The following is a 25,634-nucleotide window of genomic DNA, read 5'->3' as shown; positions in this document are numbered from 1 at the left end:
TTTCCGCTTTCATGCCCACGGAAAAAGAACAGGGAGAGCCTGCACCGCGCCTCGAAGCGCACACAGACAAGCAGGAAGAACACATCGGGCAAAGCATTTTTTTTGGATCGATCATGAAGACGTTTTCCGCAAAAGCCCATGAGGTGACGCGCGAATGGTACGTGATTGACGCGACGGATAAGGTTCTCGGCCGTGTTGCCAGCGAAGTGGCACGCCGTCTGCGCGGCAAGCACAAGCCTGAGTTCACCCCGCACGTCGACACTGGTGATTTCATCATCATCATCAACGCGAGCAAGTTGAAGGTCACGGGCAACAAGACGCTGGACAAGAAGTACTACCGTCACTCGGGTTACCCGGGCGGTATCTATGAAACGACGTTCGGCAAGATGCAAGAACGCTTCCCGGGCCGCGCGCTCGAGAAGGCGGTCAAGGGCATGCTGCCGAAGGGCCCGCTCGGCTACGCGATGATCAAGAAGCTGAAGGTCTACGCAGAAGCGACGCATCCGCACTCGGCTCAACAGCCGAAGGCGCTCGAGATCTAAGGGGACCCACATGATCGGTAACTGGAACTACGGTACGGGCCGCCGCAAGAGCGCAGTCGCACGTGTCTTCATCAAGGCTGGCAAGGGCGACATCATCGTCAACGGCAAGCCCATCGCTGACTACTTCTCGCGCGAAACGTCGCTGATGATCGTGCGTCAACCGCTGGAACTCACGAACCACGGCCAGACGTTCGACATCAAGGTGAACGTGAACGGCGGCGGTGAAACGGGCCAGGCAGGCGCAGTGCGCCACGGCATCACCCGTGCACTGATCGACTACGATGCGACGCTGAAGCCGTCGCTGTCGAGCGCAGGCTTCGTCACGCGCGATGCGCGTGAAGTCGAGCGTAAGAAGGTCGGTCTGCGCAAGGCACGCCGCGCAAAGCAGTTCTCGAAGCGTTAATTCCGCTTCATGGCCTCGCCGCCCCTCGGGTGGCGTCCGCCGGAAAAACCGCCAGCTTCCACGCTGGCGGTTTTTTTATGCCCGCTTTTTGCCTGTCCCGGGCCGCCGCCGCGGCCGCCCGCGCGGGCACGTTTGACGAAATCGACAAGAACCTATTGATTTCATGGACTTCAGCACGATCTTCTGATCGGCCCTACAATAGCGGCTAAAGCTTTTTGGAGAGTTCGAATGAACGCTGTTACCGAATCCGCAGCAACGACGACCGATATGCCGCTTCCGTTTGTCTTTACCGACGCGGCGGCCGACAAGGTCAAGCAACTGATCGACGAAGAGGGCAACCCCGACCTCAAGCTGCGCGTGTTCGTGCAGGGTGGCGGCTGCTCCGGCTTCCAGTATGGCTTCACGTTCGACGAGGAAGTCAACGAGGACGACACCGTGATGGACAAGAACGGCGTCCAGCTCCTGATCGATTCGATGAGCTACCAGTATCTGGTCGGCGCCGAGATCGACTACAAGGACGATCTCAACGGCGCCCAGTTCGTGATCAAGAACCCGAACGCGACCACCACCTGCGGGTGCGGTTCGTCGTTCTCGGTCTGAGCGCATTTCAGATCCGCACCGGTTCGCCGGCATGAAAAACGGGGCTTCATGCCCCGTTTTTTTATACCCGTCTGCCGTGCTGCGTCCGCCGCACCGCAGGTCTCGCGTCAGCGCGGATAGAGCGCGCCGAGCACGCGATTGCCGGCTGCGCCGGTAACCGTCGCGAGATTGCCGGGCTGGCGCGCGGTGAAGCGGTACGCAAGCCACGCGAACGCGAGCGCCTCGACCTGCTGCGGCGGCACGCCGAGCGCCGCCGTCGTATCGACGGTGGCCGGCACGCCGGCCTCGCGCAGCGCGTGCCGCAGCGCGTCGAGCAACACCGGATTGCGTGCGCCGCCGCCGCAGACGAAGACGGCCTTGCAGCCCGACGCGTGTTTGGCCACCTCGCGTGCGACCGACACCGCGGTCAGCACGGTGAGCGTTGCCTGCACGTCCTCCGGCGCGACCTGGGCGAACGCGGCGAGCTTCGCGTCGAGCCATGCGGGATTGAACAGGTCGCGGCCGGTGCTTTTCGGTGGCGGCGCGGCGAAATACGGTTCGTCGAGCAGTGCATCGAGCAGCGGCGCGTGCACGGTGCCGCGCGCGGCGAACTTGCCGCCGTCGTCGTACGGCTTGCCCAGATGGCGGGTCGCCCATGCGTCGATCAGTGCGTTCGCGGGGCCGCAGTCGAAGCCGCGCACGTCGCCGCCGTCGCCGGGCAGGATCGTGATGTTGCTGATCCCGCCGAGATTGCAGACGACGCGCGTTTCGCCGGGCGCACCGAACACCGTGGCATGGAAGGCCGGCGCGAGCGGCGCGCCGTGGCCGCCGGCGGCCACGTCGCGGCTGCGGAAATCGGCGATCACGTCGACCTGGGTCAGTTCGGCGAGCAGCGCCGGGTTGTTGAGCTGCCGCGTATAGCCGCGCTCGGGGCGATGACGCACCGTCTGCCCGTGCACGCCGATCGCGCGGATCTCGTCGCGCGACAGTCCGGCCGTGCGCTGCAATTCGTGGCAGCACACCGCATAGCGCGTGACGAGCGCGTTCGCCGCGAGCGATTCGCGGTCGATTTCGTCGTCGCCGGGTTGTTGCAGCGCGAACAACGCGTCGCGCAGCGATTGCGCGAAGCCGACGAACGCTTCCGCGAGCACGACCGGCGCGCGGCCGGCCTCGAAACGCACGGCGACGCCGTCGACGCCGTCCATGCTGGTTCCCGACATCAGCCCGAAGTAGATGCCGTCGGCCGGATGGGCATTTTGCGGCTGTCGTTGCGGCACGTTGGGTTCTCCTGGATCGTGCGGCGCGGGCCGGTGCCGCGCGCCTTGCGCCCGATTATCCGCGCAACCTGACGCGCCGTTAAGCGATGCGCGCGCAAGTTATGGGAAAATCCCTGTTTTTGCGACATTCTTCCCGGCACCGATGAGCACCGAACCCAGTTCCAAGCCTGTTTTCCCGATCACCGACGAAGTCCGGCATGCGCTCGCCGTCACGAAGCGCGGCGTCGACGAACTGCTGATCGAGGAAGAGTTCGCGCAGAAGCTCGCGCGCAGCGCGGCCACGAACACGCCGCTTCGCATCAAGCTCGGCCTCGACCCGACCGCGCCCGACATCCACATCGGCCACACGGTCGTGCTGAACAAGATGCGTCAGCTGCAGGACCTCGGCCACACGGTGATCTTCCTGATCGGCGACTTCACGTCGCTGATCGGCGATCCGTCGGGCCGCAATGCGACGCGCCCGCCGCTCACGCGCGAGCAGATCGAATCGAACGCGAAGACCTACTTCGAGCAGGCCGCCCTCGTGCTCGATCGTGAAAAGACCGAAATCCGCTACAACAGCGAATGGTCGATGCCGCTCGGCGCGGACGGGATGATCAAGCTCGCGTCGCGCTATACGGTCGCGCGGATTCTCGAGCGCGAAGACTTCACGAAGCGCTTCCAGGGCGGCGTGCCGATCTCGATCCACGAATTCCTGTACCCGCTGATGCAGGGCTACGACTCGGTCGCGCTGAACGCCGACCTCGAGCTCGGCGGCACCGACCAGAAGTTCAACCTGCTGGTCGGCCGCGAGCTGCAGAAGCAGTACGGCCAGGAACAGCAGTGCATCCTGACGATGCCGCTGCTCGAGGGTCTCGACGGCGTCGAGAAGATGTCGAAGTCGAAGGGCAACTACGTCGGCATCAGCGAGAAGCCGACCGACATGTTCGGCAAGCTGATGAGCATCTCGGACACGCTGATGTGGCGTTACTTCGAGCTGCTGTCGTTCCGCAGCCTCGACGAGATCGCCGGCTTCAAGCGCGAGGCCGAAGGCGGCCGCAACCCGCGTGACTTCAAGGTGCTGCTCGCGCAGGAAATCGTCGCGCGATTCCACTCGCAGTCCGATGCCGAGCGCGCGCTGGAGGACTTCAACCATCGCGCGAAGGGCGGTGTGCCGGACGACATTCCGGCGGTCACGCTCGCCGGCGCGCCGCTGGCGATCGGCCAGCTGCTGAAGCAGGCCGGCCTCGTGCCGTCGACGAGCGAAGCGCTGCGCAACATCGAGCAGGGCGGCGTGAAGATCGACGGCGCGACGGTGTCGGACAAGGGCCTGAAGGTCGAAGCCGGCGAGTTCGTCGTGCAGGTCGGCAAGCGCCGCTTCGCGCGCGTCACGCTGACCGCATGATCGCGCTGATCCAGCGCGTGAAGCGCGCCGACGTCCGCGTCGGCGACCGGACGACCGGCGAGATCGGCGCGGGCCTGCTCGCGCTGGTCTGCGCGGAACGCGGCGACACCGACGCGGCAGCCGACAAGCTGCTCGCGAAGATGCTCGGCTACCGCGTGTTCAGCGACGCAGCCGGCAAGATGAACCTGCCGGTGTCGAACATCGACGGCGCGGGCCGCGCGGGCGGGCTGCTGCTCGTGTCGCAGTTCACGCTGGCGGCCGACACCAACAGCGGGCTGCGTCCGAGCTTCACGCCGGCCGCGCCGCCCGACGAAGGCGCGCGGCTGTTCGACTATTTCGTCGCGGCCGCGCGGGCGCGCCATCCGGTCGTCGAAACGGGCGAGTTCGGCGCCGACATGCAGGTGTCGCTCGTCAACGACGGCCCCGTGACGTTCTGGCTGCAAGTGCGGCCCTGATTCTTTCCCGGAGACGCGCGGCGATGGCCAGCACGCAGATTCTTTTCATCCGCCATGGCGAGACGGCCTGGAACCGCATCAAGCGCATCCAGGGTCATATCGACATCCCGCTGGCCGACACCGGCCTCGCACAGGCGAAGCGGCTGGCGGCCCGGCTCGAACGAGAGGCGCGCGACGGCGCGCGGATCGACGCGATCTATTCGAGCGACTTGATGCGCGCGCAACAGACCGCGCAACCTTTTGCCGAGGCGCTCGGTCTGCCGCTGCAGTTGCGCGAAGGGCTGCGCGAACGCTCGTACGGCGCGTTCCAGGGGCACGACAGCACCGAGATCGAGGCGCTGTTCCCGGACGCTTACGCGGCCTGGCAGACGCGCGATCCGGGCTTCGCGCCGGAAGGCGGCGAGTCGCAGCGCGCGTTCTATCACCGCGTGCTGCATGCGCTCGAACCGATCGTCGCCGCGCATCCGGGCGGCCGGATCGCGTGCGTCGCGCACGGCGGCGTGCTCGACTGCGTGTACCGCTTCGCGAACGCGATCGAGCTGTCGGCGCCGCGCACTTACCAGTTGCTCAATACGAGCGTCAACGTCGTCGATTACGTGGATGGCCGCGCGCAGGTCGTGCAGTGGGCCGACGTGTCGCATCTGGAAGCGGCGAGCGACGACGACGGGTACCGCAAGGTGCGCTGAGTCCACGGGCCCCGTGCGGCGTTGCCGGTCGGGGCTTTCGTCGCCGCGTGCCGCTTACCGCGGCAACGCGTGGCGGGTCTTGTAGTCGAGCGCGTACGCGATCTTGCCGGGCTTGTCGGCCGTGATCGGCTGGCGCAGCTTGTCGAACTCTCCCTTGCTGTATTTCTTCCCGCCGTTGATCGCATCGGCGCGCCCGAGATCGGCGCCCGTCTTGCCGTCGATCACCGGGTCCGTTGCCGCGACCATCCGCGTCGACGCATTCCAGACCGCATTCAGGTAGCCCGTGTCGGCCTTCGCCGGATCGGGATCGGTCGTGCCGCCGCGCGCGAGGTCGTAGCTCGCCAGCGCGAACGTGCCGGGCTGCGCGCGCAGCCAGTCGGCCCAGTAGAACTCGAGGTAGTCGGTCGCTTGCGCGGGCTTGCCGTAGCCGATGTCGCGCGTGAAATAGACGAGCGACCGGTAGCGATCGTTCGTCATCCCCAGCGACAGGCCGAGTCCGGTCGGCAGTTGCGCGGCCGTGATCGCCTTGCCTTCGCCATTCTTCAGGCGCAGATAACCGCGGCTTTGCATCTGCTGCCAGAACGCGTCGCCCGAGTAGTCGCCGAGGTTGTCCTTGACGACGACGTGCACGTGCAGCGCCGGGCCGCCGTCGGGCGTCTCGTAGTAGGTCGACAGGCCGTGATGGCCGTCGGTCAGGTACAGCGCATCGCCGTTCGGGCCGATCACGACGGGGTTCAGCACCGAGCGGTCGCGGGCGTTCGCGTCGGTCGTCGTGCATGTATAGCTCGCCGGTTCGCGTAGCGACGACCTGGCCGTGTAGCCGCCCGATGCGAGACCGCCGAGCCCTTCGTCCGCGCAGAAGTCGTCGAACTTCTTGTCGGGCTGCAGCTCGTAGCGGCCGAGCTTGTAATAGATCTGGTCGTAGCCGATCGCACCCTGTGTCGGATGGAGGTCGCCGAGCGTCACGTCGATCAGGTCGCCCGCGCGCGCGGCTTTCCACTTGCCCGGTTGCGGCGTGACGGTGGCCGGCGGCGGGGGGGCCGGCGGGGTCGTGGTGCCGCCGGACGGCGTTTGCGCATCGGTACGCGCCACGGCGGCGATATCGTCGCCTCCGCATGCGGTGAGGGCGAAGACGGCGGACAGGCTGGCGGCGAGGGCGAAACGGATCGGCAGGCGGAGCATCGCGGGCATCGGGTATCGGTTGGGTGAACGGGACCTCGCGCGGATCACGGGCAGGCGGGACGGGCGGGGCGTACGACCGTGGGCGTGTGCAAGCCCGTCAGCTTGTCACGGGAATTTGACAGCCAATTGAAATGATCGGAAGAGCCGGATCGTCAGGCGGACGGGGTGCCGTCGGGCGGGGGCGCGGTCGCGCGACGGCGTGCGCGTTTCGACGCGCCGTTGACGAGCGCCCAGCGCAGCACGGGGGCGACGGCCCGTACGCCGGGCCGGACTACCGCGCGCCGCAGCGGCGCGAACGTCGACACGCCGAGCATGCGCTGCGCCCACGGCGGCAACAGGTCGATTCCGGCATGCATCATCAGCGACGCGGCCGGTCGCAGCGCGGGCGTCGCGACCGGCGCATTCAGCAGGATCTCCATCACGTCGAAGGTGTGCGGCCCGGCCTCGAGTTCCGGCTGCATGCGCGCGAGATAGGCAGCGACCTCGGCGCGCGAACGCGGTACCCCTTGGGCGCCGAGCAGTTCGGCGACCAACGCCGTTTCGGCGTAGTAGCGGTCCTGCAGCTCGCCCGACAACGACGGATTCACGTAGCGCAGATGCGCGGCCAGGAAGCTCGACACTTCCGCGACGTGTACCCAGGCGAGCAAGGCCGGATCGTCGGCGCGGTACGGCCGCCCGTCGGGCGCGGTGCCCGAGATGCGCGCGTGGATCGATTTCACGCGCTCGATCAGCGCGATGGCGTCGGCGCGGCTGCCGAACGTCGTGCCCGTGATGAACGTGGCGGTGCGCCGCAAGCGGCCGAGGATGTCGGTGCGAAACGACGAGTGATCCCAGACGCCCGCGAGCGCGAGCGGATGGAGCGCCTGCAGCAGCAGCGCGGCGATGCCGCCCGTCATCATCGACGTGAAATCCGCATGCACGCGCCAGCAGACGGCATCGGGGCCGAACAGCCCCGGGTCTCCGGGCGGCGAAGAGAGATCGAGCGACGGCCCGCCGCCGCCCGCCGTCAGGTGCGTGATGCCGGCCACCAGCCGCCTGCGGATCGGCTCGGCCCAGCGCGGGCCCGGTGCGGGTGCGGCGGGGTGGCGGCTGGGCGGCGTCGTCATGGCGGGGGGGCTCGGGTGACGGATTACTTTCCGTCGGGGGTATCCCACTCGTCGCGTTCGGGGCGGCGGGCGTCGGGCACCGACAGTCCGAAGTGGCGATAGGTGAGCAGCGTGGCGACGCGCCCGCGCGGCGTGCGCTGCAGGAAGCCCTGCTGGATCAGGTACGGTTCGAGCACGTCCTCGATCGTGTCGCGCTCCTCGCCGATCGCGGCTGCGAGGTTGTCGATGCCGACCGGGCCGCCGTCGAACTTGTACAGGATCGCTTCGAGCAGCTTGCGGTCCATCAGGTCGAAGCCGACCGGATCGACGTCGAGCATCGCGAGCGCGGCATCGGCCACGGCCGCGGTGATCTGGCCGTCGGCCTTCACTTCGGCGAAGTCGCGCACGCGGCGCAGCAGCCGGTTCGCGATCCGCGGCGTGCCGCGCGAGCGCTTCGCGATTTCCAGCGCGCCGTTCGGATCGATCTGCGCATTCAGCAGCGACGCCGAGCGCCGCACGATGCGCGACAGTTGATCGGCATCGTAGAACTCGAGCCGGGCGACGATCCCGAAACGGTCGCGCAGCGGGTTGGTCAGCATCCCCGCGCGGGTGGTCGCGCCGACCAGCGTGAACGGCTGCAGGTCGAGCTTCACGCTGCGCGCGGCCGGGCCTTCGCCGATCATGATGTCGATCTGGTAATCCTCGAGCGCCGGATACAGGATTTCCTCGACGACCGGCGACAGCCGGTGGATCTCGTCGATGAACAGCACGTCGTTGGCTTCGAGGTTGGTCAGCAGTGCGGCGAGATCGCCCGCGCGCTCGAGCACGGGGCCGGACGTCTGGCGCAGGTTCACGCCCATTTCGCGCGCGATGATGTGCGCGAGCGTCGTCTTGCCGAGGCCCGGCGGCCCGAACAGCAGCACGTGGTCGAGCGGCTCGGAGCGGCGCTTGGCGGCTTCGATGAAGATCTCGAGCTGGCCGCGCACCTTTTCCTGGCCGACGTAGTCGTCGAGCTGGCGCGGCCGCAGCGCACGTTCGAACACCTCCTCGTGCGACGAGGCGGGCGTGGCGGCGATGATCCGCTGCTCGGTGGCGAGTTTGTCGGTTTCGATCATGCGGCCATTGTACCGCGCGACGCGGTCCGGCCCACCTGGCCGAACGGCCGACTGGCGCGCGGCGCGGCGCCGCGCGACACTGGTTTCGACGGCCGGATCGACCGCGCGTTACGCCTTCGACAGCGCCTTCAGCGCGAGCTTGATGCCTTCCGACACACCGGTGCCGGCCGGCACGTTCTTGATCGCGGCCAGGCCTTCCTTCTCGGAGTAACCGAGCGCGAGCAGCGCGTTGAGGATGTCGGTCGCGTGATCGGACGGCGACGCGGCGCCGGCAAGCGCACCGAGGTCGGCGCCGAGCTTGCCCTTCAGCTCGAGCAGCAGGCGTTCGGCCGTCTTCTTGCCGATGCCGGGCAGGCGGGTGAGGCGCGCGGCGTCCTGCATCGTCACGGCCTGCGCGAGCTCCTGCACGCTCATGCCGGACAGCACGGCGAGCGCCATGCGTGCGCCGATGCCGGTGATCTTCAGCAGCTCGCGGAAGGTCGTGCGCTCCTGCGGCGTCAGGAAGCCGTACAACAGATGCGCGTCCTCGCGGACGATCTGCTGCGTGAGCAGCACGATGCGCTCGCCCGTCTGCGGCAGGTTGTAGAAGGTGCTCATCGGCACGTCGATTTCGTAGCCGACGCCGTTGCAGTCGACGAGCAGATGAGGCGGGTTCTTTTCGAGCAGGATGCCGGCGATGCGACCGATCATGGAGGGCGGGACGAGAGGAATAAAGCGCGAGTGTAGCGCACGCGCGGCGCAATGCCGATGGGCCCGGCCGTCAGGCCGAGGCGATACGTGTCGTGGGTGCGCCGCGCGCGTTCGGGACGGTCGCGGCACCGAACCGGCATGCCGGGTGACCGCGCGCGCCGGCGTCAGCCGACCAGTCGCCCGCGCCGCACGCGCAGCCCTTTCTGTGCGAGCGCCGGCGCGAGGCCGCCAAGCGTGCTGAGCGTGTTGCCGCCGTGCGCATGGCAGATCGCCATGCCGAGCGCGTCGGCCGCGTCCGAGCCCGGCTGGCCGGAGAGATTGAGCAGGCGCGTGACCATCTCCTGCATCTGCGTCTTGGTCGCGCGGCCGTAGCCGACCACCGCCTGCTTCAGCTGCAGCGCCGTGTATTCGGCGACCGGCAGGCCGCCCGCGACGAGGCCGCAGATCGCGGCGCCGCGCGCCTGGCCGAGCAGCAGCGTCGACTGCGGGTTCACGTTGACGAACACCTTTTCGATCGCGGCCTGGTCGGGCGCATGTTCGCGCACGATCGTCGAGACGCCCTGGAAGATCGTGCCGAGCCGGGTGGCCAGGTCGGCCGTCGGCGTGCGGATCACGCCGCTCGTGACATAGGCGAGCCGGTGGCCGCTGACGTCGATGACGCCGAAGCCGGTGACGCGCAGGCCGGGGTCGATGCCGAGAATTCGCATGAGTGAGGAGAGTTGCCCGATGCAGCGATACTACAACGAATGGTGCGACGCGCCGGCCGCCCGGTTGCGGGCGAAGGCGCCGCGCAATAAAAAACCCGGCGGGTGCGACGCCGCCGGGTTTTCGTGTTCGGCCCGCGCGGGCCGCATGCGATCAGTGACGGAAGTGGCGCACGCCCGTCAGGACCATCGCGATGCCGTGCTCGTCGGCCGCCGCGATCACTTCGTCGTCGCGCATCGAGCCGCCCGGCTGGATCACGCAGGTCGCGCCTGCGGCCACCACGACGTCGAGGCCGTCGCGGAACGGGAAGAACGCATCCGACGCGACCGCCGAACCGGCCAGCGTGAGGCCCGCGTTCTGCGCCTTGATGCTTGCGATGCGTGCCGAATCGACGCGGCTCATCTGGCCGGCGCCGACGCCGAGCGTCATGCCGTTGCCGCAGAACACGATCGCGTTCGACTTCACGTACTTCGCGACGCGCCACGCGAACAGCAGGTCGTCCATTTCCTTCGCGGTCGGCTGGCGCTTCGTGACGACGCGCAGCTCGCTCGGCTGCACGTTCCGCGAATCGAGCGACTGCACGAGCAGGCCGCCGCCCACGCGCTTCAGGTCGAAGGCGTTATGGCCGTCGCCGAGCGCGATCTCGAGCAGGCGCACGTTCTGCTTCGCGGCGAACACCTGCTTCGCGGCGTCGGAGAACGACGGGGCGATCAGCACTTCGACGAACTGCTTCGCGACTGCCTGCGCGGCTGCCTCGTCGACTTCGCGGTTGAACGCGATGATGCCGCCGAATGCGGAAGTCGGATCCGTCTGGAACGCCTTCGCGTATGCGTCGGCCGAGTCGTTGCCGACCGCGACGCCGCACGGGTTCGCATGCTTGATGATCACGCAGGCCGGCGCGTCGAACGTCTTCACGCATTCCCACGCCGCGTCCGAATCCGCGATGTTGTTGTACGACAGTTCCTTGCCCTGCAACTGGCGGTAGTTCGCCAGTGCGCCGGCCGGCGTCGCGAGGTCGCGGTAGAACGCCGCGCTCTGGTGCGGGTTCTCGCCGTAGCGCAGGTCCTGCACCTTGTCGAACGCCATGTTCAGCGTGGCCGGGTACGTGCTGCGCGACGCGTGCTGCAGCTCGTCGGTCAGGCTTGTCAGGTAGTTCGTGATCGCGCCGTCGTATTGCGCGGTGTGCGCGAACACCTTCGTCGCGAGGCGGAAGTTGGTCGGGTAGCCGACCGTATTGCCGTTCGCCTTCATTTCATCGAGCACGACCGCGTAGTCGGCCGGATCGACGACGACCGTCACGTCGCGGTGGTTCTTCGCGGCCGAGCGCAGCATCGTCGGGCCGCCGATGTCGATGTTCTCGATCGCGTCGGCGAGCGTGCAGTCGTCCTTCGCGATCGTCGCGACGAACGGGTACAGGTTCACGACGAGCAGGTCGATCGTCGGGATGCCGTGCTGCTCCAGCGCCTGCATGTGCTCGGGCAGGTCGCGGCGCGCGAGGATGCCGCCGTGCACCTTCGGGTGAAGCGTCTTCACGCGCCCATCGAGCATTTCCGGGAAGCCCGTGTAGTCGGCCACTTCGGTAACGGGCAGGCCGGCGTCGGCGAGGAGTTTCGCGGTACCGCCCGTCGACAGCAGCTTGACGCCGAGGTCGGACAGCGACTTCGCGAAGTCGACGATGCCGGTCTTGTCGGAAACGGAAATGAGCGCTTGCTTGATCATGATGGAACCACCAATAGCCAGGGAAACGGGGACGGGACGGCCGGCTACAGCAGGCCGTGCTGCTGCAGCTTCTTGCGCAGCGTGTTGCGGTTGATGCCGAGGTACTCCGCGGCGAGCGACTGGTTGCCGCCCGCCTGTACGAGCACGACCTCGAGCATCGGCTTTTCGACGCAGGACATCACCATTTCATAGACGTCGTGCGGATTGGAGCCGTCTAGATCCCGGAAATACACGTCCAGGCTCTCGCGGACACATTGTTCGATGTTGTGCTTGCTCATGCTGCTAACTGGTTATGGTCGTCCGACTCGCCCTGGCCGTTTTCCTCTTCGTCATCGACGTAGACGAGGTGGTCCGACAGCGCCTTTTGCGCCTCGAAGAAGGCATTGACGGCGGCGAGCTGCTCGCGGGTGGAATCGAGCGTGTTCATCCTGTGCCGGAACCCGTTGGCGCCGGAAAGGCCGCGAGTGTACCAGCCGATGTGCTTGCGCGCAGTACGGACGCCCGTGAATTCACCATAGAAAGCGTAGTGGTCTTCCAGGTGTTCGTTCATCACGTGCTGGATCTCGTCGATCCGCGGCGGGGGCAGCAGCTCGCCGGTTTGCAGGAAATGATCGATTTCGCGGAACAGCCACGGCCGGCCTTGCGCGGCACGACCGATCATCAGCGCGTCGGCGCCCGTTGCATCGAGCACGGCCTTCGCCTTCGCGGGCGACGTGATGTCGCCGTTTGCGACGACCGGAATCCGAACGGCCGCCTTCACGGCCGCGATGGTGTCGTATTCGGCGTCGCCGCGGTACAGGTCGGCGCGCGTGCGGCCGTGCACGGTGAGCATCGAGATGCCGGCCGCTTCGGCGAGGCGCGCGACCGTGATCGCGTTCTTGTGCTCGCGGTCCCAGCCGGTGCGGATCTTCAGCGTGACGGGCACCGCATCGGGCCCCTTGCCGACCGCCGCGACGACGGCCTCGACGATCCGCTGCACGAGCGGCTCGTTCTGCAGCAGCGCGGAGCCGGCCGCGACGTTGCAGACCTTTTTCGCCGGGCAGCCCATGTTGATGTCGATGATCTGCGCGCCGTTGTCGACGTTGTAGCGGGCCGCTTCGGCCATCATCGCCGGATCGGCGCCGGCGATCTGCACCGCGATCGGTTCGACCTCGCCTTCGTGGTTCGCGCGCCGCATCGTCTTCGCGCTTTTCCACAGCTGCGCGTTGGACGCGACCATCTCGGACACGGCGTAACCGGCCCCCAGCCGCTTGCACAGCTGGCGGAACGGACGATCCGTCACGCCGGCCATCGGGGCGACGAACAGGTTGTTACGCAATACGTGAGGGCCGATAACGGGCATCGCAATGGCACCGCCCGCGACCGGCGCGGGCAGGGGAAGGGAAGACGGAAAACGGGCATTTTACCGTATTCCCATGCCCCGCCGATTTGACCCGGTTTGCCTGGCGTGGCCGCGCGCAACCGCGCGGTGCGCGGCGCGTCAGTTGCGCTGGCCGAACATCATCTGGCGCGCGATCGCCTTCTTGAGCGGCGGCACGAATTCGAGCGCGGTGAGGGCCGCGCCGCGCAGCAGCGGAAGCGGGCCCGAATCGATCGTAAACAGCCGCGCCAGCGTGTCGGTCGCGCCGATCGTGAAGCGCCGGTCGAGCGCGCGGCGCGCGTTGAAGGCCGCGAGCGCGGTTGCTTCGAAGCCTTGCGCGGACAGCACGTCGACGAGCGTATGCGCATCGCGCAGCCCGAGGTTGAGCCCCTGGCCCGCGACGGGGTGCAGGGTTTGCGCGGCGTTGCCGACGAACGCGACGCGGCCGCTGACCAGGGTCTGCGCGGCGTTCAGCCCGAGTGGGAACGACGCGCGTCCGGCGATCGCGACGAAGTCGCCCATGCGTTCGCCGAACGCGCTGCCGAGCTCGCGCAGGAACGCGTCGTCGGGCAGCGCGGCACGTCGTGCCGCTTCGTCGGGCGTGCAGCACCAGACGAGCGAGTAGTCGGCCTGGCGTGGGCCGCCGAGCGGCAGCAGCGCGAGCGGACCTTCGTGCGTGAAGCGTTCCCACGCGACGTTCGGGCGCGGTGCCGATACCGTGACCGTGCCGACGAGCGCCGTCTGTCCGTAGTCGCGGCGGTGCTTGGCCGTATCGGCCTGCTGTTCGTGGAACAGCCCGCCTTCGGCATTGATCACGATGCGCGCGCGCAGCGTGCGCTCGCCCTGCGGGCCGTCGAGCGTCAGCGTGACGCCGTCGGCGTCCTGCCGCGGCGCGCGTGCGGTGGTCGACGTGAGCCAGTCGACCCGCGTGCCGTGCACGGCGCCGGCGAGCGCCTGCACGATCGAGCCGTAGCGCACGACATAGCCGAGCGCGGCGACATCGTGTTCGTCGCGGTCGATCAGCGTGCGGCCGAAATGGCCGCGCTGCGACACGTGGATATGTTCGATCGGTGTCGCATCGGCGGGCCACGCGAGCGTGTCGAGCAGCACGCGGCTGCCGTGCGACACGGCGATCGCGCGCGGGTCGTTCGCGGTCGCGGCCGGTTCGCGCGCATCGATCAGCGCGATCGATGCGCGCTGCGTCGCGCTGCGGCGCGCGAGCCAGCCGGCGAGCGCGAGCCCGACGGGGCCCGCGCCGACGATGGCGAGGTCGTAGTCCGGCGTGGCCGGGGGGGAAGCGGTCGTCATCTTGATTCGTGAAACGGTGGTATCGGTCGGCGGCCGGTCATGCGCCCGCGCGCATCAGCGCTTCGATCTCGTCGGCGTCGACCGGCACGCCGCGCGTGATCAGTTCGCAGCCGTGCTCGCGCACGATCGCGTCGTCCTCGATGCGGATGCCGATGTTCCAGTACTCGGGCGGCACGTCGTCGGCCGCGCGCACGTACAGGCCGGGCTCGACCGTCAGCGTCATGCCGGGCTTCAGCGTGCGCCACGGCAGCGCGCCGTTGGCGTCACGCGCGGCGAGCCGCTCGCGGTAGTCGCCGCAGTCGTGCACGTCCATCCCGAGCCAGTGGCCCGTGCGGTGCATGTAGAAGCGCGTGTACGCGCGCTCGGCGATCACGTCGTCGACGCTCGAGAAGCGGGCCTTCGGGATGATGCCGGTGTCGAGCAACCCCTGCGCGAGCACGCGCACGGCCGCATCGTGCGGCGCCTCGAACGGCACGCCCGCGCGCGTCGCATCGATCGCGGCCTGCTGCGCGGCGAGCACGATGTCGTACAGCGTGCGCTGCGCGGGCGAGAAGCGCCCGTTGGCCGGGAACGTGCGCGTGATGTCCGACGCATAGCCGTCGAGTTCGCACGCGGCGTCGATCAGGATCAGGTCGCCGTCCCGCGCGGCCGCGTTGCCGGCCGGGTAGTGCAGCACGCACGCGTTCGCGCCGGCCGCGACGATCGAGCCGTACGCGGGCGACTGCGCGCCGTGCTTGCGGAACAGGTACAGCAGCTCGGCCTCGAGTTCGTATTCGCGGATGCCGGGCCGGCACGCCTGCATCGCGCGGCGGTGCGCGAGCGCGGAGATGTGCGCGGCGCGCATCATGATCGCGAGTTCGTGTTCGTCCTTCACGAGCCGCATGTCGTCGAGCAGCGGCGTGAGGTCGAGCAGCGCGTCCGGCGCGGCGACGCCCGTGCGCGCCAGCGCGCGCACCGCGTCGATCCAGCCGGCGAGCTGGCGGTCGAAGTCGGCCGATGCGCCGAACCGGTAGTGCACGGTGCCCGCGTCGGCGAGCAGGCGCGGCATCTCGGTGTCGATCACGTCGACCGCGAATGCCGCATCGAAGCCGAACGCGTCGCGCGCGGCCTCGGGGCCGTAGTGAAAGCCTTCCCAGATCTCGCGGTCGATGTTCTTGCCGCGGCAGAACAGGATCGACTCCGGCGCGCCGTGCGGCGCGGCCGCGTTCAGCACGAGCACGGCATCCGGCTCGGTGAAGCCCGTCAGGTAATGGAAGTAGCTGTCGAACCGGTACGGGTAGGCCGTATCGCGGTTGCGCAGCAGTTCCGGCGCGGTGGGAACGATGGCGACGCCGCCGCCCGCGGCACGCAGTGCGGCAAGCACGCGTTCACGGCGCTGGCGGTAGACGTCGACGGCGATGGCGGTATCGATGGGCGCATTCATCGTGCGATTGTAGCGCCGCGCGACGCGGTGCGTGAGAGGGGCGCCCGAAGCCGCGCCGGAAGGCCGCGCGGCGGTTGTTGCAAACCATCCACAGGCCGGGCCGGCGATTTTCTACCCGGCCGCGCCGGCCGGTTATGATCGGCGACAACGTATACTCTCGGCGGTTCCCCAAAAAAGGCAGATGATGAAATTAATCGGTTCGCTCGGCAGCCCGTACGTCCGCAAGGCGCGGATCGTGCTCGCTGAAAAGAAGATCGACTACAAGCTGGAGCTCGAGAACGTGTGGGCGCCGGACACGAATATTCATGCATCGAACCCGCTCGGCAAGGTGCCGTGCCTCGTGATGGAGGATGGTGCCGCGGTGTTCGATTCCCGCGTGATCTGCGAATACGTCGACACGCTGTCGCCGGTCGGCAAGCTGATTCCGCCGTCGGGCCGCGAGCGCGTCGAGGTGCGCTGCTGGGAAGCGCTGGGCGACGGCGTGCTCGACGCGGCGGTCGCGATTCGCGTCGAACACACGATGCGCGACGAGGCGCAGCGCAGCGCGAGCTGGATCGCCCGCCAGCAGCGCAAGATCGACGACGGTCTCGTCGCGATGTCGCAGGGCCTCGGCGGCAAGACCTGGTGCGTCGGCAATCATTACACGCTGGCCGACATCGCACTCGGCTGCGCGCTCGGCTACCTCGATTTCCGGATGCCCGAGCTCAACTGGCGCGATCGCCACCCGAACCTCGACAAGCATTTCGTGAAGCTGCAGCAGCGGCAATCGTTCGCCGATACGCTGCCGCAGAGCTGAGCGGCCGGCCACGCATTCACGCATTCGGCAGACAAAAGAAAAGCGCCCCGCGGGGCGCTTTTCTTTTTGCCGCGCGGGCCGCCGGCGGAACGGGGCGGCCGCGCGCGTCACTCGATCGACGCGTACACGGCCTCGCCGAGCGTGAACGAATCGCTGCGCGCGATCGGCCACCACTTGTCGTACAGCGTGAAGCCGCAGGTCCGGCCGTCGAGCAGCGCGCCGGGCTTCAGGTACTTCAGCAACTGCGACATCAGCCGCACCTCGTGCGGCGCGACCCGCTGCACGATGTGATGCGCGCGCAGCTCGGACGGATGGCCGAGGCCGGCCGCCTGCACGAGTTCCTGCAGCGCATGCAGCGTATTGCGGTGGAAGTTGTACACGCGCTCGGCCTTGTCGGGCACGACGAGCGCGCGCTGGCGCACCGGGTCCTGCGTCGCGACGCCGGTCGGGCAGCGGTCGGTGTGGCAGTGCTGCGCCTGGATACAGCCGACCGCGAACATGAAGCCGCGCGCCGAGTTCACCCAGTCCGCGCCGATCGCGAGCGTGCGGGCGATGTCGAACGCGGTGATGATCTTGCCGCTCGCGCCGATCTTCACGCGGTCGCGCACGCCGATCCCGACGAGCGTGTTGTGCACGAGCAGCAGCCCTTCCTGCAGCGGCACGCCGACGTGGTCGGTGAATTCGAGCGGCGCCGCGCCGGTGCCGCCTTCCGCGCCGTCTACGACGATGAAGTCGGGCACGATGCCGGTCTCGATCATCGCCTTCGCGATGCCGAAGAATTCCCACGGATGGCCGATGCACAGCTTGAAGCCGGTCGGCTTGCCGCCCGACAGCGTGCGCAGCCGTTCGACGAATTCGAGCAGCCCGCGCGGCGTGGAGAACTCCGAGTGCGTCGCGGGCGAGATGCAGTCCTTGCCCATCGGCACGCCGCGCGTCTCGGCGATTTCCGGCGTGATCTTCGCGGCCGGCAGCACGCCGCCGTGGCCGGGCTTCGCGCCCTGCGACAGCTTCACCTCGATCATCTTGACCTGCGGATCGGCGGCCTGCTTCGCGAACTTGTCGGGGTTGAACGTGCCGTCTTCGTTGCGGCAGCCGAAATAGCCGGACGCGATTTCCCAGATGATGTCGCCGCCGTTCTCGCGGTGGTACTTGGACAGCGAACCTTCGCCGGTATCGTGCGCGAACCCGCCTTTCTTCGCGCCGAGGTTCAGCGAGCGGATCGCGTTCGCGGACAGCGAGCCGAAGCTCATCGCCGAGATGTTGAAGATCGAAATGTCGTACGGTTGCGCGCGATTCGCGCCGACGCGGATGCGGAAATCGTGGTTCGGCAGTTTCGTCGGCGCGAGCGAGTGGCTGATCCATTCGTGCGCGACGGCCTTCACGTTCAGCTCGGTGCCGTACGGGCGGTTGTCGGCGACGTTCTTCGCGCGCTGGTACACGAGGCTGCGCTGCGCCCGCGAGAACGGTTTCTCGTCGGTGTCGTCCTCGACGAAGTACTGGCGGATTTCAGGTCGGATGAATTCGAACAGGAAGCGGAAGTGGCCCCAGAGCGGGTAGTTGCGCAGGATCGCGTGACGGTCCTGCTTCAGGTCGTACAGGCCGAGCGCGACGAGGGCGACGGGGATGATGATCCACAACCAGGACAGCACGTGGGCCGACGCGAGCGCGGCCGCCGCGACGAGCAACAGGACGGCACACCACATCGCCAGATAGCGTCGTGAAAGCATGGGGACTCCATAAGAATCTTGAAATGCCGCCATGCGTGCGCTGCGCGGCGGCGCGCCGGCCGCGGCGGAATCGTGTTCCGCCGGGCGCGGCGTGCCGCAAGTCTAAACCGAATACGTGTCAGCGTGCGTCGGCGAGCGCCGGTGCGTGGCCTTCCGCCGGTGCGGCCCGACCGGGCGCGTCGGTTGCCGCGAGCTCGATGATGCCGCCGCCGAGGCAGATCTCGCCGTCGTACAGCACGGCCGACTGGCCGGGCGTGACGGCCCACTGCGCGTCGTCGAACGCGAGCGAGAAGCGCGCTTCGCCTGCCGGGCCGGGCGCGGCCGCGCCGAACGCGCAGGCGGCGTCGGCCTGCCGGTAGCGCGTTTTCGCGCCGCACGCGAAGCCGTCGGCCGGCGGCTCGCCGGCGACCCAGCTCACGTTGCCGGCGACGAGCTGGCGCGACAGCAGCCACGGATGATCGTGGCCCTGCACGACGTACAGCGTGTTCGACGCGATGTCCTTCGCGGCGACGAACCACGGTTCGCCGCTGCCGCTCTTGCTGCCGCCCAGGCCGATGCCCTTGCGCTGGCCGAACGTGTAGAACGCGAGGCCGATGTGCTCGCCGACCACCTTGCCGTCGGGCGTCTTCATCGGGCCGGGCTTCGTCGGCAGGTAGCGGTTCAGGAAATCGCGGAACGGCCGTTCGCCGATGAAGCAGATGCCGGTCGAATCCTTCTTCTTCGCGTTCGGCAGCCCGATCTGCGCGGCGATCTCGCGCACCTTCGTCTTCGGGATCTCGCCGAGCGGGAACATCGTCTTCGACAGTTGCGCCTGGTTCAGCCGGTGCAGGAAGTACGACTGGTCCTTCGTATGATCGAAGGCCTTCAGCAGTTCGAAGCGTCCGTCGCGCTCGCGCACGCGCGCATAGTGGCCGGTCGCGATCATTTCCGCGTCGAGCGACATCGCGTGGTCGAGGAACGCCTTGAACTTGATCTCGGCGTTGCACAGCACGTCGGGGTTCGGCGTGCGGCCGGCCGAGTATTCGCGCAGGAACTCGGCGAACACGCGGTCCTTGTATTCGGCGGCGAAGTTGACGGCCTCCACGTCGATGCCGATCAGGTCGGCCACCGACACGACGTCGATCCAGTCCTGGCGCGTCGAGCAGTATTCGCCGTCGTCGTCGTCTTCCCAGTTCTTCATGAACAGGCCGACCACGTCGTAGCCCTGTTCCTTCAACAGCCACGCGGTCACCGACGAATCGACGCCGCCCGACATGCCCACTACTACACGGCGCTTGCTCATTTGTTGACCGCCTGACGTTCGAATGCTTCGGGGCGCGGCGCGACCGAATGCGTGTGCACGAAATCGAGCGGAATGCGCCGCCCGGCGAGATAGTCGTCGACGCAGCGCATCACGGCGGGCGAGCGGTGACGCTCGCTGCACGCGCGCAGTTCGTCGGCCGTCATCCACAGCGTGCGGACGATGCCGTCGTCGAGCACGTGGCCCGCGACCGGTTCGCCGGCCGTGCCGCAGAACGTGAAGCGCAGGTAGGTCGCGCCGGCGGTGCCGGGGCGGTCGTAGTGCGCGAGATAGACGCCGACGAGCGCGTCGGGCGTGAACGGGTGCGCGGTTTCCTCGAGCGTTTCGCGGATCACGGCGTCGGCCAGCGTTTCGCCGGCCTCGAGATGGCCTGCCGGCTGGTTGATGCGCAGGCCCGTCGAGGTTTCTTCCTCGATCACGAGAAAGCGGCCGGCGTGCTCGACGAGCGCGGCGACCGTCACATGCGGGGTCCAGATTTCGGGTTTCATGGATCGGCATTTTACCGGTTGCGCCCGAACGCTGCCGGCCGTCTGGTCTGGCGAATCCGACCCCGTAAGCCGCGCGTCTTGCCGTCGAGGGGCGATGCGGTGCCGGCGGGCGCCGCGGCCGTGCGCGATCGATCGTGCGGAAGATGCGGGCACGGCCGTCGTCTCGGGTGGAAAACGGCGCCAGCGCGGTTGCGGGTGGTGTGCGGCCGCGCCGGCGGCGCGGCCGGCAATCCCGACGCACGTGCATTCACGGCGCGACGAGGCGCGTGACGCACGCGGCGATCGTGTCGCGGACGCGCACGATCGCCGGGTCGCGCTGCGTGCTCGTGCGCCAGCCGATTTCGACCGGATAGCGCGGCAGGTCGACCGGGCAGGCAAGCGCGCGCAGCGGCGTGGAATGGGCGATCGCGCGCGCCGCGTGCGCGGGAATCGTCGCGACCGCGTCGGAGCCGGCGAGCAGGTACGGCAACGCGGCGAAATGCGTGGTCGACGCCGCGACGCGCCGCTTGTGGCCGAGCGCGGCCAGCGCCTCGTCGACGATCCCGATCACGCCGCCCGACGACACGAGCAGGTGGTCGCGCCGCAGGAAATCGGCGAGCGTCAGCGCGCGCGGCGGCTGCGCGCGGGCGGCCGGATCGATCAGGCAGGCGTACCCGCCCGTCGCGACCGCACGCCGGCTCAGCCCGTTCGCCGAGAACCCGCCCGACGCGATCGCGAGATCGACGCCGTGCCGCAGCAGCGCGTCGCCGGCGATGCCGCTGTGGGTCTGCCGGAAGATCAGCCGGATGCCCGCGGCTTCCCGCGCGACCGCATCGATCAACGCGCGGCCGAGCGCGATCTCGAAGTCGTCCGACAGCCCGACCGAGATCGTGCGGCCGACGCGGTCGCCGCTGTCGGCCGCGATCGCGAGGCTTTCGCGGCAGCGGTCGAGCGCGTCGGACAGGATCGGCTTCAGTTCGTCCGCGCGCGGCGTCGGCGCGAGCCCGCGGCCGGTGCGCACGAACAGCGGATCGGCGTAGATCACGCGCAGCCGCGCAAGCGCCGCGCTGACGGCCGACTGCGTGAGGTCGAGCCGCAGCGCCGCGCGGCTCGCGCCGCCTTCCTCGTACAGCGCCTCGAACACCTTCAGCAGGTTCAGGTCGAGGCCGGCGATATCATCTGCATTCATGTCAGTTATCGTTGTATCGATTTGATCGATGAAATGATATCGATAAAGATGGCGTCACCTCATTCACCGGAGACGCCTTCATGTCCACGTCAGTCATCGCCGCGCTGCAGATCGGCGCATCGCCCGCCGGCACGCGCGCCACGCTCGACACGATCCTCGGCTACGAAACCGCGATCCGCGACAGCGGCGCGTCGCTCGTCGTGCTGCCCGAGGCCGTGCTCGGCGGTTATCCGAAAGGCGAGATCTTCGGCACGCGCCTCGGCTATCGGCTGCCCGAGGGCCGCGACGCGTATGCGCGCTACGCCGCGCAGGCGATCGACGTGCCGGGTCCGGAAACCGACGAGCTGGCCGCGCTGTCGCAGCGCACGGGCGCGAGCCTCGTGGTCGGCGTGATCGAGCGCGGCGGCAGCACGCTGTACTGCACGGCGCTGTTCTTCGATCCGCGCGACGGGCTCGTCGCGAAACACCGCAAGTTGATGCCGACCGGCACCGAACGGCTGATCTGGGGGCAGGGCGACGGCTCGACGCTGCCCGTCGTCGAGACGGCAGCCGGCCGCGCGGGCGCGGCGATCTGCTGGGAGAACCACATGCCGCTGCTGCGCTGCGCGATGTACGCGAAAGGCGTGCAGATCTGGTGTGCGCCGACCGTCGACGAGCGCGATCTGTGGCAGAACTCGATGCGGCACATCGCGCACGAAGGGCGCTGCTTCGTCGTGAGCGCGTGCCAGGTGCAGCCGTCGCCGCGCGCGCTCGGTATCGACGTGCCGGGCTGGGATCCCGAGCGGCCGCTGATCCGCGGCGGCAGCGTGATCGTCGGGCCGCTCGGCGACCTGCTGACCGAGCCGCTGATCGGCGAGGCCGGGCTCGTGACCGCGCGTATCGATACCGACGAACTCGTGCGGGCGCGTTACGACTTCGACGTCGTCGGCCACTACGCGCGGGCGGACGTGTTTTCGCTGCACGTGGACGAGCGGCCGAAGCGGCCGGTGGTGTTCGGCGGCTAATCGGCGAGTAATGAAGGCCGGACCGGGCGCCGGATGGCGCCCCGGGAAACGCGGGCGGCGGCGTGCGCCCCTTGCGCGGTGGACGCCCGCTGCCGTGCCGCGTCAGCGCATCGGCGCTTCCGCGATCCGCATGTAGTCGGCGATCCGCCGCCCTTCCATGTCCGGAAACTGCTCGTGCACGGTGATGTCGCCCATGCGCGCGATGTCGAAGGTGCGGAAATCGCCGCGCAGCTCGCACCACGCGCCGATCGTCCAGCGCCCGCCCCAGTACACGAGCCCGAGCGGCCAGACGCGGCGTTGCGAATGCGCGCCGAGCCGGTCGCGATAGTCGAAACCGACGACGTGGCGCGTGTCGATGGCCTGGTGGATCGCGTCGACCTTGGCGCAGAACGTCTCGTCGATGTGGAACGACGGCGCGAACACCGGCAGGCGGTCGAGCGCCGTGCGCTTGTCGGCCGGCATCGCCGACGCGATCTTCGCGAGCGCCGAGCGCGCGCCGCTCGCGAAACGCGCGCCGCCCCAGGTTTCGAGCATCCGCGCGCCGGTGGCGAGCGCCGCCAGCTCCTCGGCCGTGAACGTGAGCGGCGGCAGGCTCGCGTTGCGGTTCAGCCGGTAGCCGATGCCGGCCTCGCCTTCGATCGGCACCCCCGACAGTTGCAGGTCGCGCACGTCGCGATAGACCGTGCGCGGCGACACCGACAGCCAGTCGGCCAGCTGTTGCGCGGTCGTGAGACGACGCCCGCGCAACAGCTCGGCGATCTGGAACAGGCGGTCGGCACGGCGGGTCATGACAGCACCTCGATTCCTCTGGCTACGGGGATTTCGCGATGATAGCGCCGCGCCGGGCCGCCGGCCGGTGCGCTCAGTGGCATTTCGGCGCGTGCAGGCCGACGCGGTTGCCTTCGGTGTCGATCAGGTAGCCGACGTAGCCGTAGTTGTTCGGCAGCTCGACGACCGAGCCTTGCACGACGCCGCCCGCGCGCTTCGCGCGTTCGAGCGCCGCGACGACCGATTCGCCGGCGTTCAGGTAGACGAGCACGCCGTTCGCGCTCGGCTTGATCTGCTGCGGATCGAACACGATGCTGCCGCCGGTGCTCGACGCTTCGTGATCGAACGTGGCCATCGGCACGCCGCCGATGATCGCGCGCTGCAACGTGGTTTGCAGCACGGTTTCGTAAAAGCGGATCGCCCGTTCGAAATCGAGGGACGGGATGTCGAACCACGCGATTGCGCGTTCCAGGGTGGCGGTGGCCGTTGCGGACGTCATGACGAGCTCCTTGTTGCGTTGTTATTCGGGTTCGGTGTGGAAACCAGCCTGCATTGCGCCGGGATTGAAGTGTGAGCGCGGGCTGCTGACACCGTATTGTCAGTAGAGTTGTCACCCTTGACATGCAACCATGGGGTTGCGCAATGACGCCATTGACCCGGGAGCGGCATGGACCTCGTTTTGTTGGCGGCCGGGCTCGTGCTGGGAACGTCAGGACGACGACGATCCGTCGCGGGTCGACATCGTCGGCGAGGTAATCGAGAACGGTCCGCCGCGCCGGCTGGTCGTCACGTGGCGCACGCCGTCGGGGGGAGGGTGAAGAATCGCGCGGGATCTACCTCGTCGAGCCGCCGGCCGGCGTCGTGAAGCGGACCGTCACGCACGACGGGCTCGCGCCCGGTTCGGAGAGGGATCGCGGGATTCGCGGCGGCTGGCCGGTCGTGCTGTCGAGCCTGAAGACGCTGCTCGAGACCGGGCGTGCACTGCCATTCAGGATGGCGCGCGGGTCGGAGTCGAAGCACTGAAACGAAACGCCGCCGTTGCCGCGGGTGCGGTAACGGCGGCGCTTGTCTGTGCCGCGGCGGCCGCACGGGCGGCCCCGATGGACGCGGATTACGCGTCGCCGCCTTCCGGCGCGGCCGGACGCGCCTTCACGCTGCCGGCGATCAGGTCGAAGCGGAACAGCCGGCACTCGAGCGCGCCGTTGAACAGCGGGGTCTTTGCCGATTCGCGCAGCCGCAGCTGGCCCGGCAGCGAACGGTCGGATGTCAGCAGGAACGCCTGCCAGCCCGTGAAGCGCTGCTTCAGCGCATCGCCCAGCACGTTGAAGAACTCGCTGTCCGGTGCGTCGGTGTGCGTGCGGCGGAACGCATCGTCGTTGCCGCGGTTGCGGCCGGTTTCGCGCACCTCGCCGCGCGCGCTGCGGCCGCGCACTTCGATCCGCTCGCCGTACGGCGGGTTCGCGAGGATGATGCCCGGCGCGTCGCACGGCGGCGTCATCCCGCGCGCGTCGACCTGCTTGAGCCACACCGACGGCACGCCCGCGCGCTCGAGGTTCGCGCGCGCCTTCTCGAGCATGTCGCCGGAGATGTCGCTGCCATACACGCCGAGCGCTTCATTGCGCTTGCCGCGCGCCGCGCGCTTCGCGTCCAGCGCCGGGACCTTCAGGCCCTGCCACGCGGTGATGTCGTACTGCTTGAGCTTTTCGAAGCCGAACCGGCGTTCGACGCCGGGCGCGACGCCGAGCGCGATCTGCGCGGCTTCCGCGAGGAACGTGCCGCTGCCGCACATCGGGTCGTACAGCGCGGTGCCGGGCGTCCAGCCCGTCAGGCGCAGGATGCCGGCCGCGAGGTTCTCGCGCAGCGGTGCCGCGCCCTTGTCGAGGCGCCAGCCGCGCTTGAACAGCGGCTCGCCCGACGTGTCGAGGTACAGTGTGCATTCGTTGGCCGTCAGGAACGCGAACACGCGCACGTCCGGCGCACCGGTGTCGATGCTCGGGCGCGCGCCGGTCTTGTCGCGCATCCGGTCGCAGATCGCGTCCTTCACGCGCAGCGTCGCGAACTCGAGGCTCTTCAGCGGCGACTTGATCGCGGTGATGTCGACGCGCAGCGTCTGCGTGGCGGCGAACCAGCGCTCCCACGGCTGCTCGAGCGCGAGCGCATAGACGTCCTGCTCGTTGCGGTACGCGCGGTGCGCGATCTTCAGCAGGATCCGGCTCGCGATCCGCGAATGGAGGTTCGCGGCCATGCCGGCGGCCCAGCCGCCGCTGAAATGGACGCCGCCCGGCACCTGCGCGCCCGCGGTGAACGGCGCGCCGTTCAGGTGGCGGCCGGCGATTTCGGCCAGCTCGGCGGCAAGCGCCGCTTCGAGGCCGCGCGGGCAGGGGGCGAAGAATTCAAACAGGGTGGGCGAGGACATAAGGCGGTGAGGACGTGCAAAAGTCCACTATTGTACGCGGCGCGGGCGGCCGGA

General features: G+C 68.5%; 27 protein-coding genes. 9 read left to right on the top strand and 18 right to left on the bottom strand.

Annotated elements, in window-relative coordinates:
• Window positions 1–113: 113 nt before the first annotated feature.
• The 3 genes from rplM (at window position 114) to erpA (ending at window position 1,545) form a co-directional block, all read left to right on the top strand.
• Window positions 114–542 carry a 50S ribosomal protein L13 gene (rplM, locus tag G3N62_RS13470; RefSeq protein ID WP_009687896.1) on the top strand — a complete coding sequence of 143 codons (429 nt, stop codon included), beginning with the start codon at window positions 114–116 and terminating at the stop codon, window positions 540–542.
• A 10-nt stretch (window positions 543–552) separates the two neighbouring features.
• A complete protein-coding gene (gene rpsI / locus G3N62_RS13465) occupies window positions 553–945 on the top strand; it encodes a 30S ribosomal protein S9 (protein ID WP_006476904.1) in 393 nt (130 codons plus the stop codon).
• 228 nt (window positions 946–1,173) lie between these two features.
• The gene (gene erpA / locus G3N62_RS13460; protein ID WP_034187117.1) at window positions 1,174–1,545 is read left to right on the top strand and encodes an iron-sulfur cluster insertion protein ErpA; all 372 of its coding nucleotides are present in this window, start codon (window positions 1,174–1,176) and stop codon (window positions 1,543–1,545) included.
• A gap of 107 nt (window positions 1,546–1,652) precedes the next feature.
• On the opposite strand, the gene G3N62_RS13455 is transcribed toward erpA, so the two are convergent.
• On the bottom strand, window positions 1,653–2,801 hold the full coding sequence (locus G3N62_RS13455; protein ID WP_034187118.1) for an anhydro-N-acetylmuramic acid kinase: 1,149 nt from the start codon (window positions 2,799–2,801) through the stop codon (window positions 1,653–1,655).
• 142 nt (window positions 2,802–2,943) lie between these two features.
• Between G3N62_RS13455 and tyrS the strand changes: the two genes are divergently transcribed.
• The 3 genes from tyrS to G3N62_RS13440 are packed head-to-tail and all read left to right on the top strand — an operon-like array spanning window position 2,944 to window position 5,326.
• Complete coding sequence (tyrS, locus tag G3N62_RS13450; RefSeq protein WP_034187119.1) at window positions 2,944–4,185, top strand: tyrosine--tRNA ligase; 1,242 nt, start codon at window positions 2,944–2,946, stop codon at window positions 4,183–4,185.
• Window positions 4,182–4,640, top strand: a complete 459-nt coding sequence (dtd, locus tag G3N62_RS13445; protein WP_034182741.1) for a D-aminoacyl-tRNA deacylase — start codon at window positions 4,182–4,184, stop codon at window positions 4,638–4,640. The genes tyrS and dtd overlap by 4 nt, the downstream gene beginning before the upstream one ends.
• A 23-nt stretch (window positions 4,641–4,663) precedes the next feature.
• On the top strand, window positions 4,664–5,326 hold the full coding sequence (locus G3N62_RS13440) for a histidine phosphatase family protein (RefSeq protein WP_124607873.1): 663 nt from the start codon (window positions 4,664–4,666) through the stop codon (window positions 5,324–5,326).
• Window positions 5,327–5,380: 54 nt separating this feature from the next.
• On the opposite strand, the gene G3N62_RS13435 is transcribed toward G3N62_RS13440, so the two are convergent.
• The 10 genes from G3N62_RS13435 to G3N62_RS13390 form a co-directional block, all read right to left on the bottom strand.
• Complete coding sequence (locus G3N62_RS13435) at window positions 5,381–6,508, bottom strand: ParB/Srx family N-terminal domain-containing protein (protein WP_124669303.1); 1,128 nt, start codon at window positions 6,506–6,508, stop codon at window positions 5,381–5,383.
• Between the two features lie 152 nt (window positions 6,509–6,660).
• Window positions 6,661–7,614, bottom strand: a complete 954-nt coding sequence (locus tag G3N62_RS13430) for an oxygenase MpaB family protein (protein WP_124669294.1) — start codon at window positions 7,612–7,614, stop codon at window positions 6,661–6,663.
• A 23-nt stretch (window positions 7,615–7,637) separates the two neighbouring features.
• Entirely contained in the window at window positions 7,638–8,708 is a 1,071-nt protein-coding gene (ruvB, locus tag G3N62_RS13425) for a Holliday junction branch migration DNA helicase RuvB (protein WP_006483430.1), read from the bottom strand.
• 108 nt (window positions 8,709–8,816) lie between these two features.
• Window positions 8,817–9,398: a Holliday junction branch migration protein RuvA gene (ruvA, locus tag G3N62_RS13420; protein ID WP_031402135.1), complete on the bottom strand. Its 582-nt coding sequence runs from the start codon at window positions 9,396–9,398 to the stop codon at window positions 8,817–8,819.
• 164 nt (window positions 9,399–9,562) lie between these two features.
• Window positions 9,563–10,105, bottom strand: coding sequence for a crossover junction endodeoxyribonuclease RuvC (ruvC, locus tag G3N62_RS13415; RefSeq protein ID WP_006476894.1), 543 nt, complete (start codon window positions 10,103–10,105; stop codon window positions 9,563–9,565).
• Window positions 10,106–10,256: 151 nt separating this feature from the next.
• A complete protein-coding gene (purH, locus tag G3N62_RS13410; protein ID WP_034187122.1) occupies window positions 10,257–11,822 on the bottom strand; it encodes a bifunctional phosphoribosylaminoimidazolecarboxamide formyltransferase/IMP cyclohydrolase in 1,566 nt (521 codons plus the stop codon).
• A gap of 44 nt (window positions 11,823–11,866) precedes the next feature.
• Window positions 11,867–12,100 (bottom strand): Fis family transcriptional regulator, encoded by a 234-nt coding sequence (locus G3N62_RS13405; protein ID WP_006476892.1) that lies wholly within the window; start codon window positions 12,098–12,100, stop codon window positions 11,867–11,869.
• Entirely contained in the window at window positions 12,097–13,164 is a 1,068-nt protein-coding gene (gene dusB, locus G3N62_RS13400; protein ID WP_124669293.1) for a tRNA dihydrouridine synthase DusB, read from the bottom strand. The genes G3N62_RS13405 and dusB overlap by 4 nt, the downstream gene beginning before the upstream one ends.
• A gap of 138 nt (window positions 13,165–13,302) precedes the next feature.
• Window positions 13,303–14,490 (bottom strand): UbiH/UbiF/VisC/COQ6 family ubiquinone biosynthesis hydroxylase, encoded by a 1,188-nt coding sequence (locus G3N62_RS13395; protein ID WP_124669292.1) that lies wholly within the window; start codon window positions 14,488–14,490, stop codon window positions 13,303–13,305.
• Between the two features lie 37 nt (window positions 14,491–14,527).
• Window positions 14,528–15,913: an aminopeptidase P N-terminal domain-containing protein gene (locus tag G3N62_RS13390; RefSeq protein WP_034187124.1), complete on the bottom strand. Its 1,386-nt coding sequence runs from the start codon at window positions 15,911–15,913 to the stop codon at window positions 14,528–14,530.
• Window positions 15,914–16,094: 181 nt separating this feature from the next.
• Here G3N62_RS13390 and G3N62_RS13385 point away from each other — a divergent pair, with 181 nt between their 5' ends.
• Entirely contained in the window at window positions 16,095–16,709 is a 615-nt protein-coding gene (locus tag G3N62_RS13385) for a glutathione S-transferase N-terminal domain-containing protein (RefSeq protein ID WP_034187125.1), read from the top strand.
• Between the two features lie 107 nt (window positions 16,710–16,816).
• Here the strand turns inward: G3N62_RS13385 and G3N62_RS13380 are convergent, their stop codons facing one another.
• The 4 genes from G3N62_RS13380 to G3N62_RS13365 form a co-directional block, all read right to left on the bottom strand.
• Window positions 16,817–18,436 carry an FMN-binding glutamate synthase family protein gene (locus G3N62_RS13380; RefSeq protein WP_034187126.1) on the bottom strand — a complete coding sequence of 540 codons (1,620 nt, stop codon included), beginning with the start codon at window positions 18,434–18,436 and terminating at the stop codon, window positions 16,817–16,819.
• A 118-nt stretch (window positions 18,437–18,554) separates the two neighbouring features.
• On the bottom strand, window positions 18,555–19,718 hold the full coding sequence (mnmA, locus tag G3N62_RS13375) for a tRNA 2-thiouridine(34) synthase MnmA (RefSeq protein ID WP_034187127.1): 1,164 nt from the start codon (window positions 19,716–19,718) through the stop codon (window positions 18,555–18,557).
• A complete protein-coding gene (locus G3N62_RS13370) occupies window positions 19,715–20,224 on the bottom strand; it encodes an NUDIX hydrolase (RefSeq protein WP_049030822.1) in 510 nt (169 codons plus the stop codon). The genes mnmA and G3N62_RS13370 overlap by 4 nt, the downstream gene beginning before the upstream one ends.
• A 247-nt stretch (window positions 20,225–20,471) precedes the next feature.
• The gene (locus G3N62_RS13365; protein ID WP_034187129.1) at window positions 20,472–21,392 is read right to left on the bottom strand and encodes a LysR family transcriptional regulator; all 921 of its coding nucleotides are present in this window, start codon (window positions 21,390–21,392) and stop codon (window positions 20,472–20,474) included.
• Window positions 21,393–21,472: 80 nt separating this feature from the next.
• Here G3N62_RS13365 and G3N62_RS13360 point away from each other — a divergent pair, with 80 nt between their 5' ends.
• Window positions 21,473–22,396, top strand: coding sequence for a carbon-nitrogen hydrolase family protein (locus G3N62_RS13360; RefSeq protein ID WP_059557342.1), 924 nt, complete (start codon window positions 21,473–21,475; stop codon window positions 22,394–22,396).
• Between the two features lie 102 nt (window positions 22,397–22,498).
• On the opposite strand, the gene G3N62_RS13355 is transcribed toward G3N62_RS13360, so the two are convergent.
• Both G3N62_RS13355 and G3N62_RS13350 read right to left on the bottom strand, forming a co-directional pair.
• Window positions 22,499–23,185 (bottom strand): YafY family protein, encoded by a 687-nt coding sequence (locus tag G3N62_RS13355; protein WP_034187131.1) that lies wholly within the window; start codon window positions 23,183–23,185, stop codon window positions 22,499–22,501.
• Between the two features lie 73 nt (window positions 23,186–23,258).
• A complete protein-coding gene (locus tag G3N62_RS13350) occupies window positions 23,259–23,663 on the bottom strand; it encodes a glyoxalase (RefSeq protein ID WP_034187132.1) in 405 nt (134 codons plus the stop codon).
• 362 nt (window positions 23,664–24,025) lie between these two features.
• Between G3N62_RS13350 and G3N62_RS13345 the strand changes: the two genes are divergently transcribed.
• Window positions 24,026–24,187: a toxin-antitoxin system, toxin component gene (locus tag G3N62_RS13345; RefSeq protein WP_124669291.1), complete on the top strand. Its 162-nt coding sequence runs from the start codon at window positions 24,026–24,028 to the stop codon at window positions 24,185–24,187.
• A gap of 88 nt (window positions 24,188–24,275) precedes the next feature.
• Here the strand turns inward: G3N62_RS13345 and G3N62_RS13340 are convergent, their stop codons facing one another.
• Entirely contained in the window at window positions 24,276–25,580 is a 1,305-nt protein-coding gene (locus G3N62_RS13340; RefSeq protein WP_034187133.1) for a class I SAM-dependent RNA methyltransferase, read from the bottom strand.
• Window positions 25,581–25,634: the final 54 nt, after the last annotated feature.

The organism is Burkholderia sp. Tr-20355 (genome assembly GCF_017104685.1).
GTDB classification, from domain to species: domain Bacteria; phylum Pseudomonadota; class Gammaproteobacteria; order Burkholderiales; family Burkholderiaceae; genus Burkholderia; species Burkholderia seminalis.
This window is presented reverse-complemented; position numbering and strand designations above follow the sequence as displayed.

Coding starts and splice junctions, on each gene's coding strand:
- G3N62_RS13405 (WP_006476892.1), bottom strand. CDS start 12,100: ATGAGCAAGCACAACATCGAACAATGTGTCCGCGAGAGCCTGGACGTG.
- G3N62_RS13435 (WP_124669303.1), bottom strand. CDS start 6,508: ATGCTCCGCCTGCCGATCCGTTTCGCCCTCGCCGCCAGCCTGTCCGCC.
- ruvA (WP_031402135.1), bottom strand. CDS start 9,398: ATGATCGGTCGCATCGCCGGCATCCTGCTCGAAAAGAACCCGCCTCAT.
- G3N62_RS13360 (WP_059557342.1), top strand. CDS start 21,473: ATGTCCACGTCAGTCATCGCCGCGCTGCAGATCGGCGCATCGCCCGCC.
- G3N62_RS13365 (WP_034187129.1), bottom strand. CDS start 21,392: ATGAATGCAGATGATATCGCCGGCCTCGACCTGAACCTGCTGAAGGTG.
- G3N62_RS13430 (WP_124669294.1), bottom strand. CDS start 7,614: ATGACGACGCCGCCCAGCCGCCACCCCGCCGCACCCGCACCGGGCCCG.
- G3N62_RS13395 (WP_124669292.1), bottom strand. CDS start 14,490: ATGACGACCGCTTCCCCCCCGGCCACGCCGGACTACGACCTCGCCATC.
- ruvB (WP_006483430.1), bottom strand. CDS start 8,708: ATGATCGAAACCGACAAACTCGCCACCGAGCAGCGGATCATCGCCGCC.
- G3N62_RS13440 (WP_124607873.1), top strand. CDS start 4,664: ATGGCCAGCACGCAGATTCTTTTCATCCGCCATGGCGAGACGGCCTGG.
- G3N62_RS13340 (WP_034187133.1), bottom strand. CDS start 25,580: ATGTCCTCGCCCACCCTGTTTGAATTCTTCGCCCCCTGCCCGCGCGGC.
- G3N62_RS13385 (WP_034187125.1), top strand. CDS start 16,095: ATGATGAAATTAATCGGTTCGCTCGGCAGCCCGTACGTCCGCAAGGCG.
- ruvC (WP_006476894.1), bottom strand. CDS start 10,105: ATGCGAATTCTCGGCATCGACCCCGGCCTGCGCGTCACCGGCTTCGGC.
- dtd (WP_034182741.1), top strand. CDS start 4,182: ATGATCGCGCTGATCCAGCGCGTGAAGCGCGCCGACGTCCGCGTCGGC.
- erpA (WP_034187117.1), top strand. CDS start 1,174: ATGAACGCTGTTACCGAATCCGCAGCAACGACGACCGATATGCCGCTT.
- rplM (WP_009687896.1), top strand. CDS start 114: ATGAAGACGTTTTCCGCAAAAGCCCATGAGGTGACGCGCGAATGGTAC.
- G3N62_RS13390 (WP_034187124.1), bottom strand. CDS start 15,913: ATGAATGCGCCCATCGATACCGCCATCGCCGTCGACGTCTACCGCCAG.
- purH (WP_034187122.1), bottom strand. CDS start 11,822: ATGATCAAGCAAGCGCTCATTTCCGTTTCCGACAAGACCGGCATCGTC.
- G3N62_RS13380 (WP_034187126.1), bottom strand. CDS start 18,436: ATGCTTTCACGACGCTATCTGGCGATGTGGTGTGCCGTCCTGTTGCTC.
- rpsI (WP_006476904.1), top strand. CDS start 553: ATGATCGGTAACTGGAACTACGGTACGGGCCGCCGCAAGAGCGCAGTC.
- G3N62_RS13355 (WP_034187131.1), bottom strand. CDS start 23,185: ATGACCCGCCGTGCCGACCGCCTGTTCCAGATCGCCGAGCTGTTGCGC.
- dusB (WP_124669293.1), bottom strand. CDS start 13,164: ATGCCCGTTATCGGCCCTCACGTATTGCGTAACAACCTGTTCGTCGCC.
- G3N62_RS13370 (WP_049030822.1), bottom strand. CDS start 20,224: ATGAAACCCGAAATCTGGACCCCGCATGTGACGGTCGCCGCGCTCGTC.
- mnmA (WP_034187127.1), bottom strand. CDS start 19,718: ATGAGCAAGCGCCGTGTAGTAGTGGGCATGTCGGGCGGCGTCGATTCG.
- tyrS (WP_034187119.1), top strand. CDS start 2,944: ATGAGCACCGAACCCAGTTCCAAGCCTGTTTTCCCGATCACCGACGAA.
- G3N62_RS13350 (WP_034187132.1), bottom strand. CDS start 23,663: ATGACGTCCGCAACGGCCACCGCCACCCTGGAACGCGCAATCGCGTGG.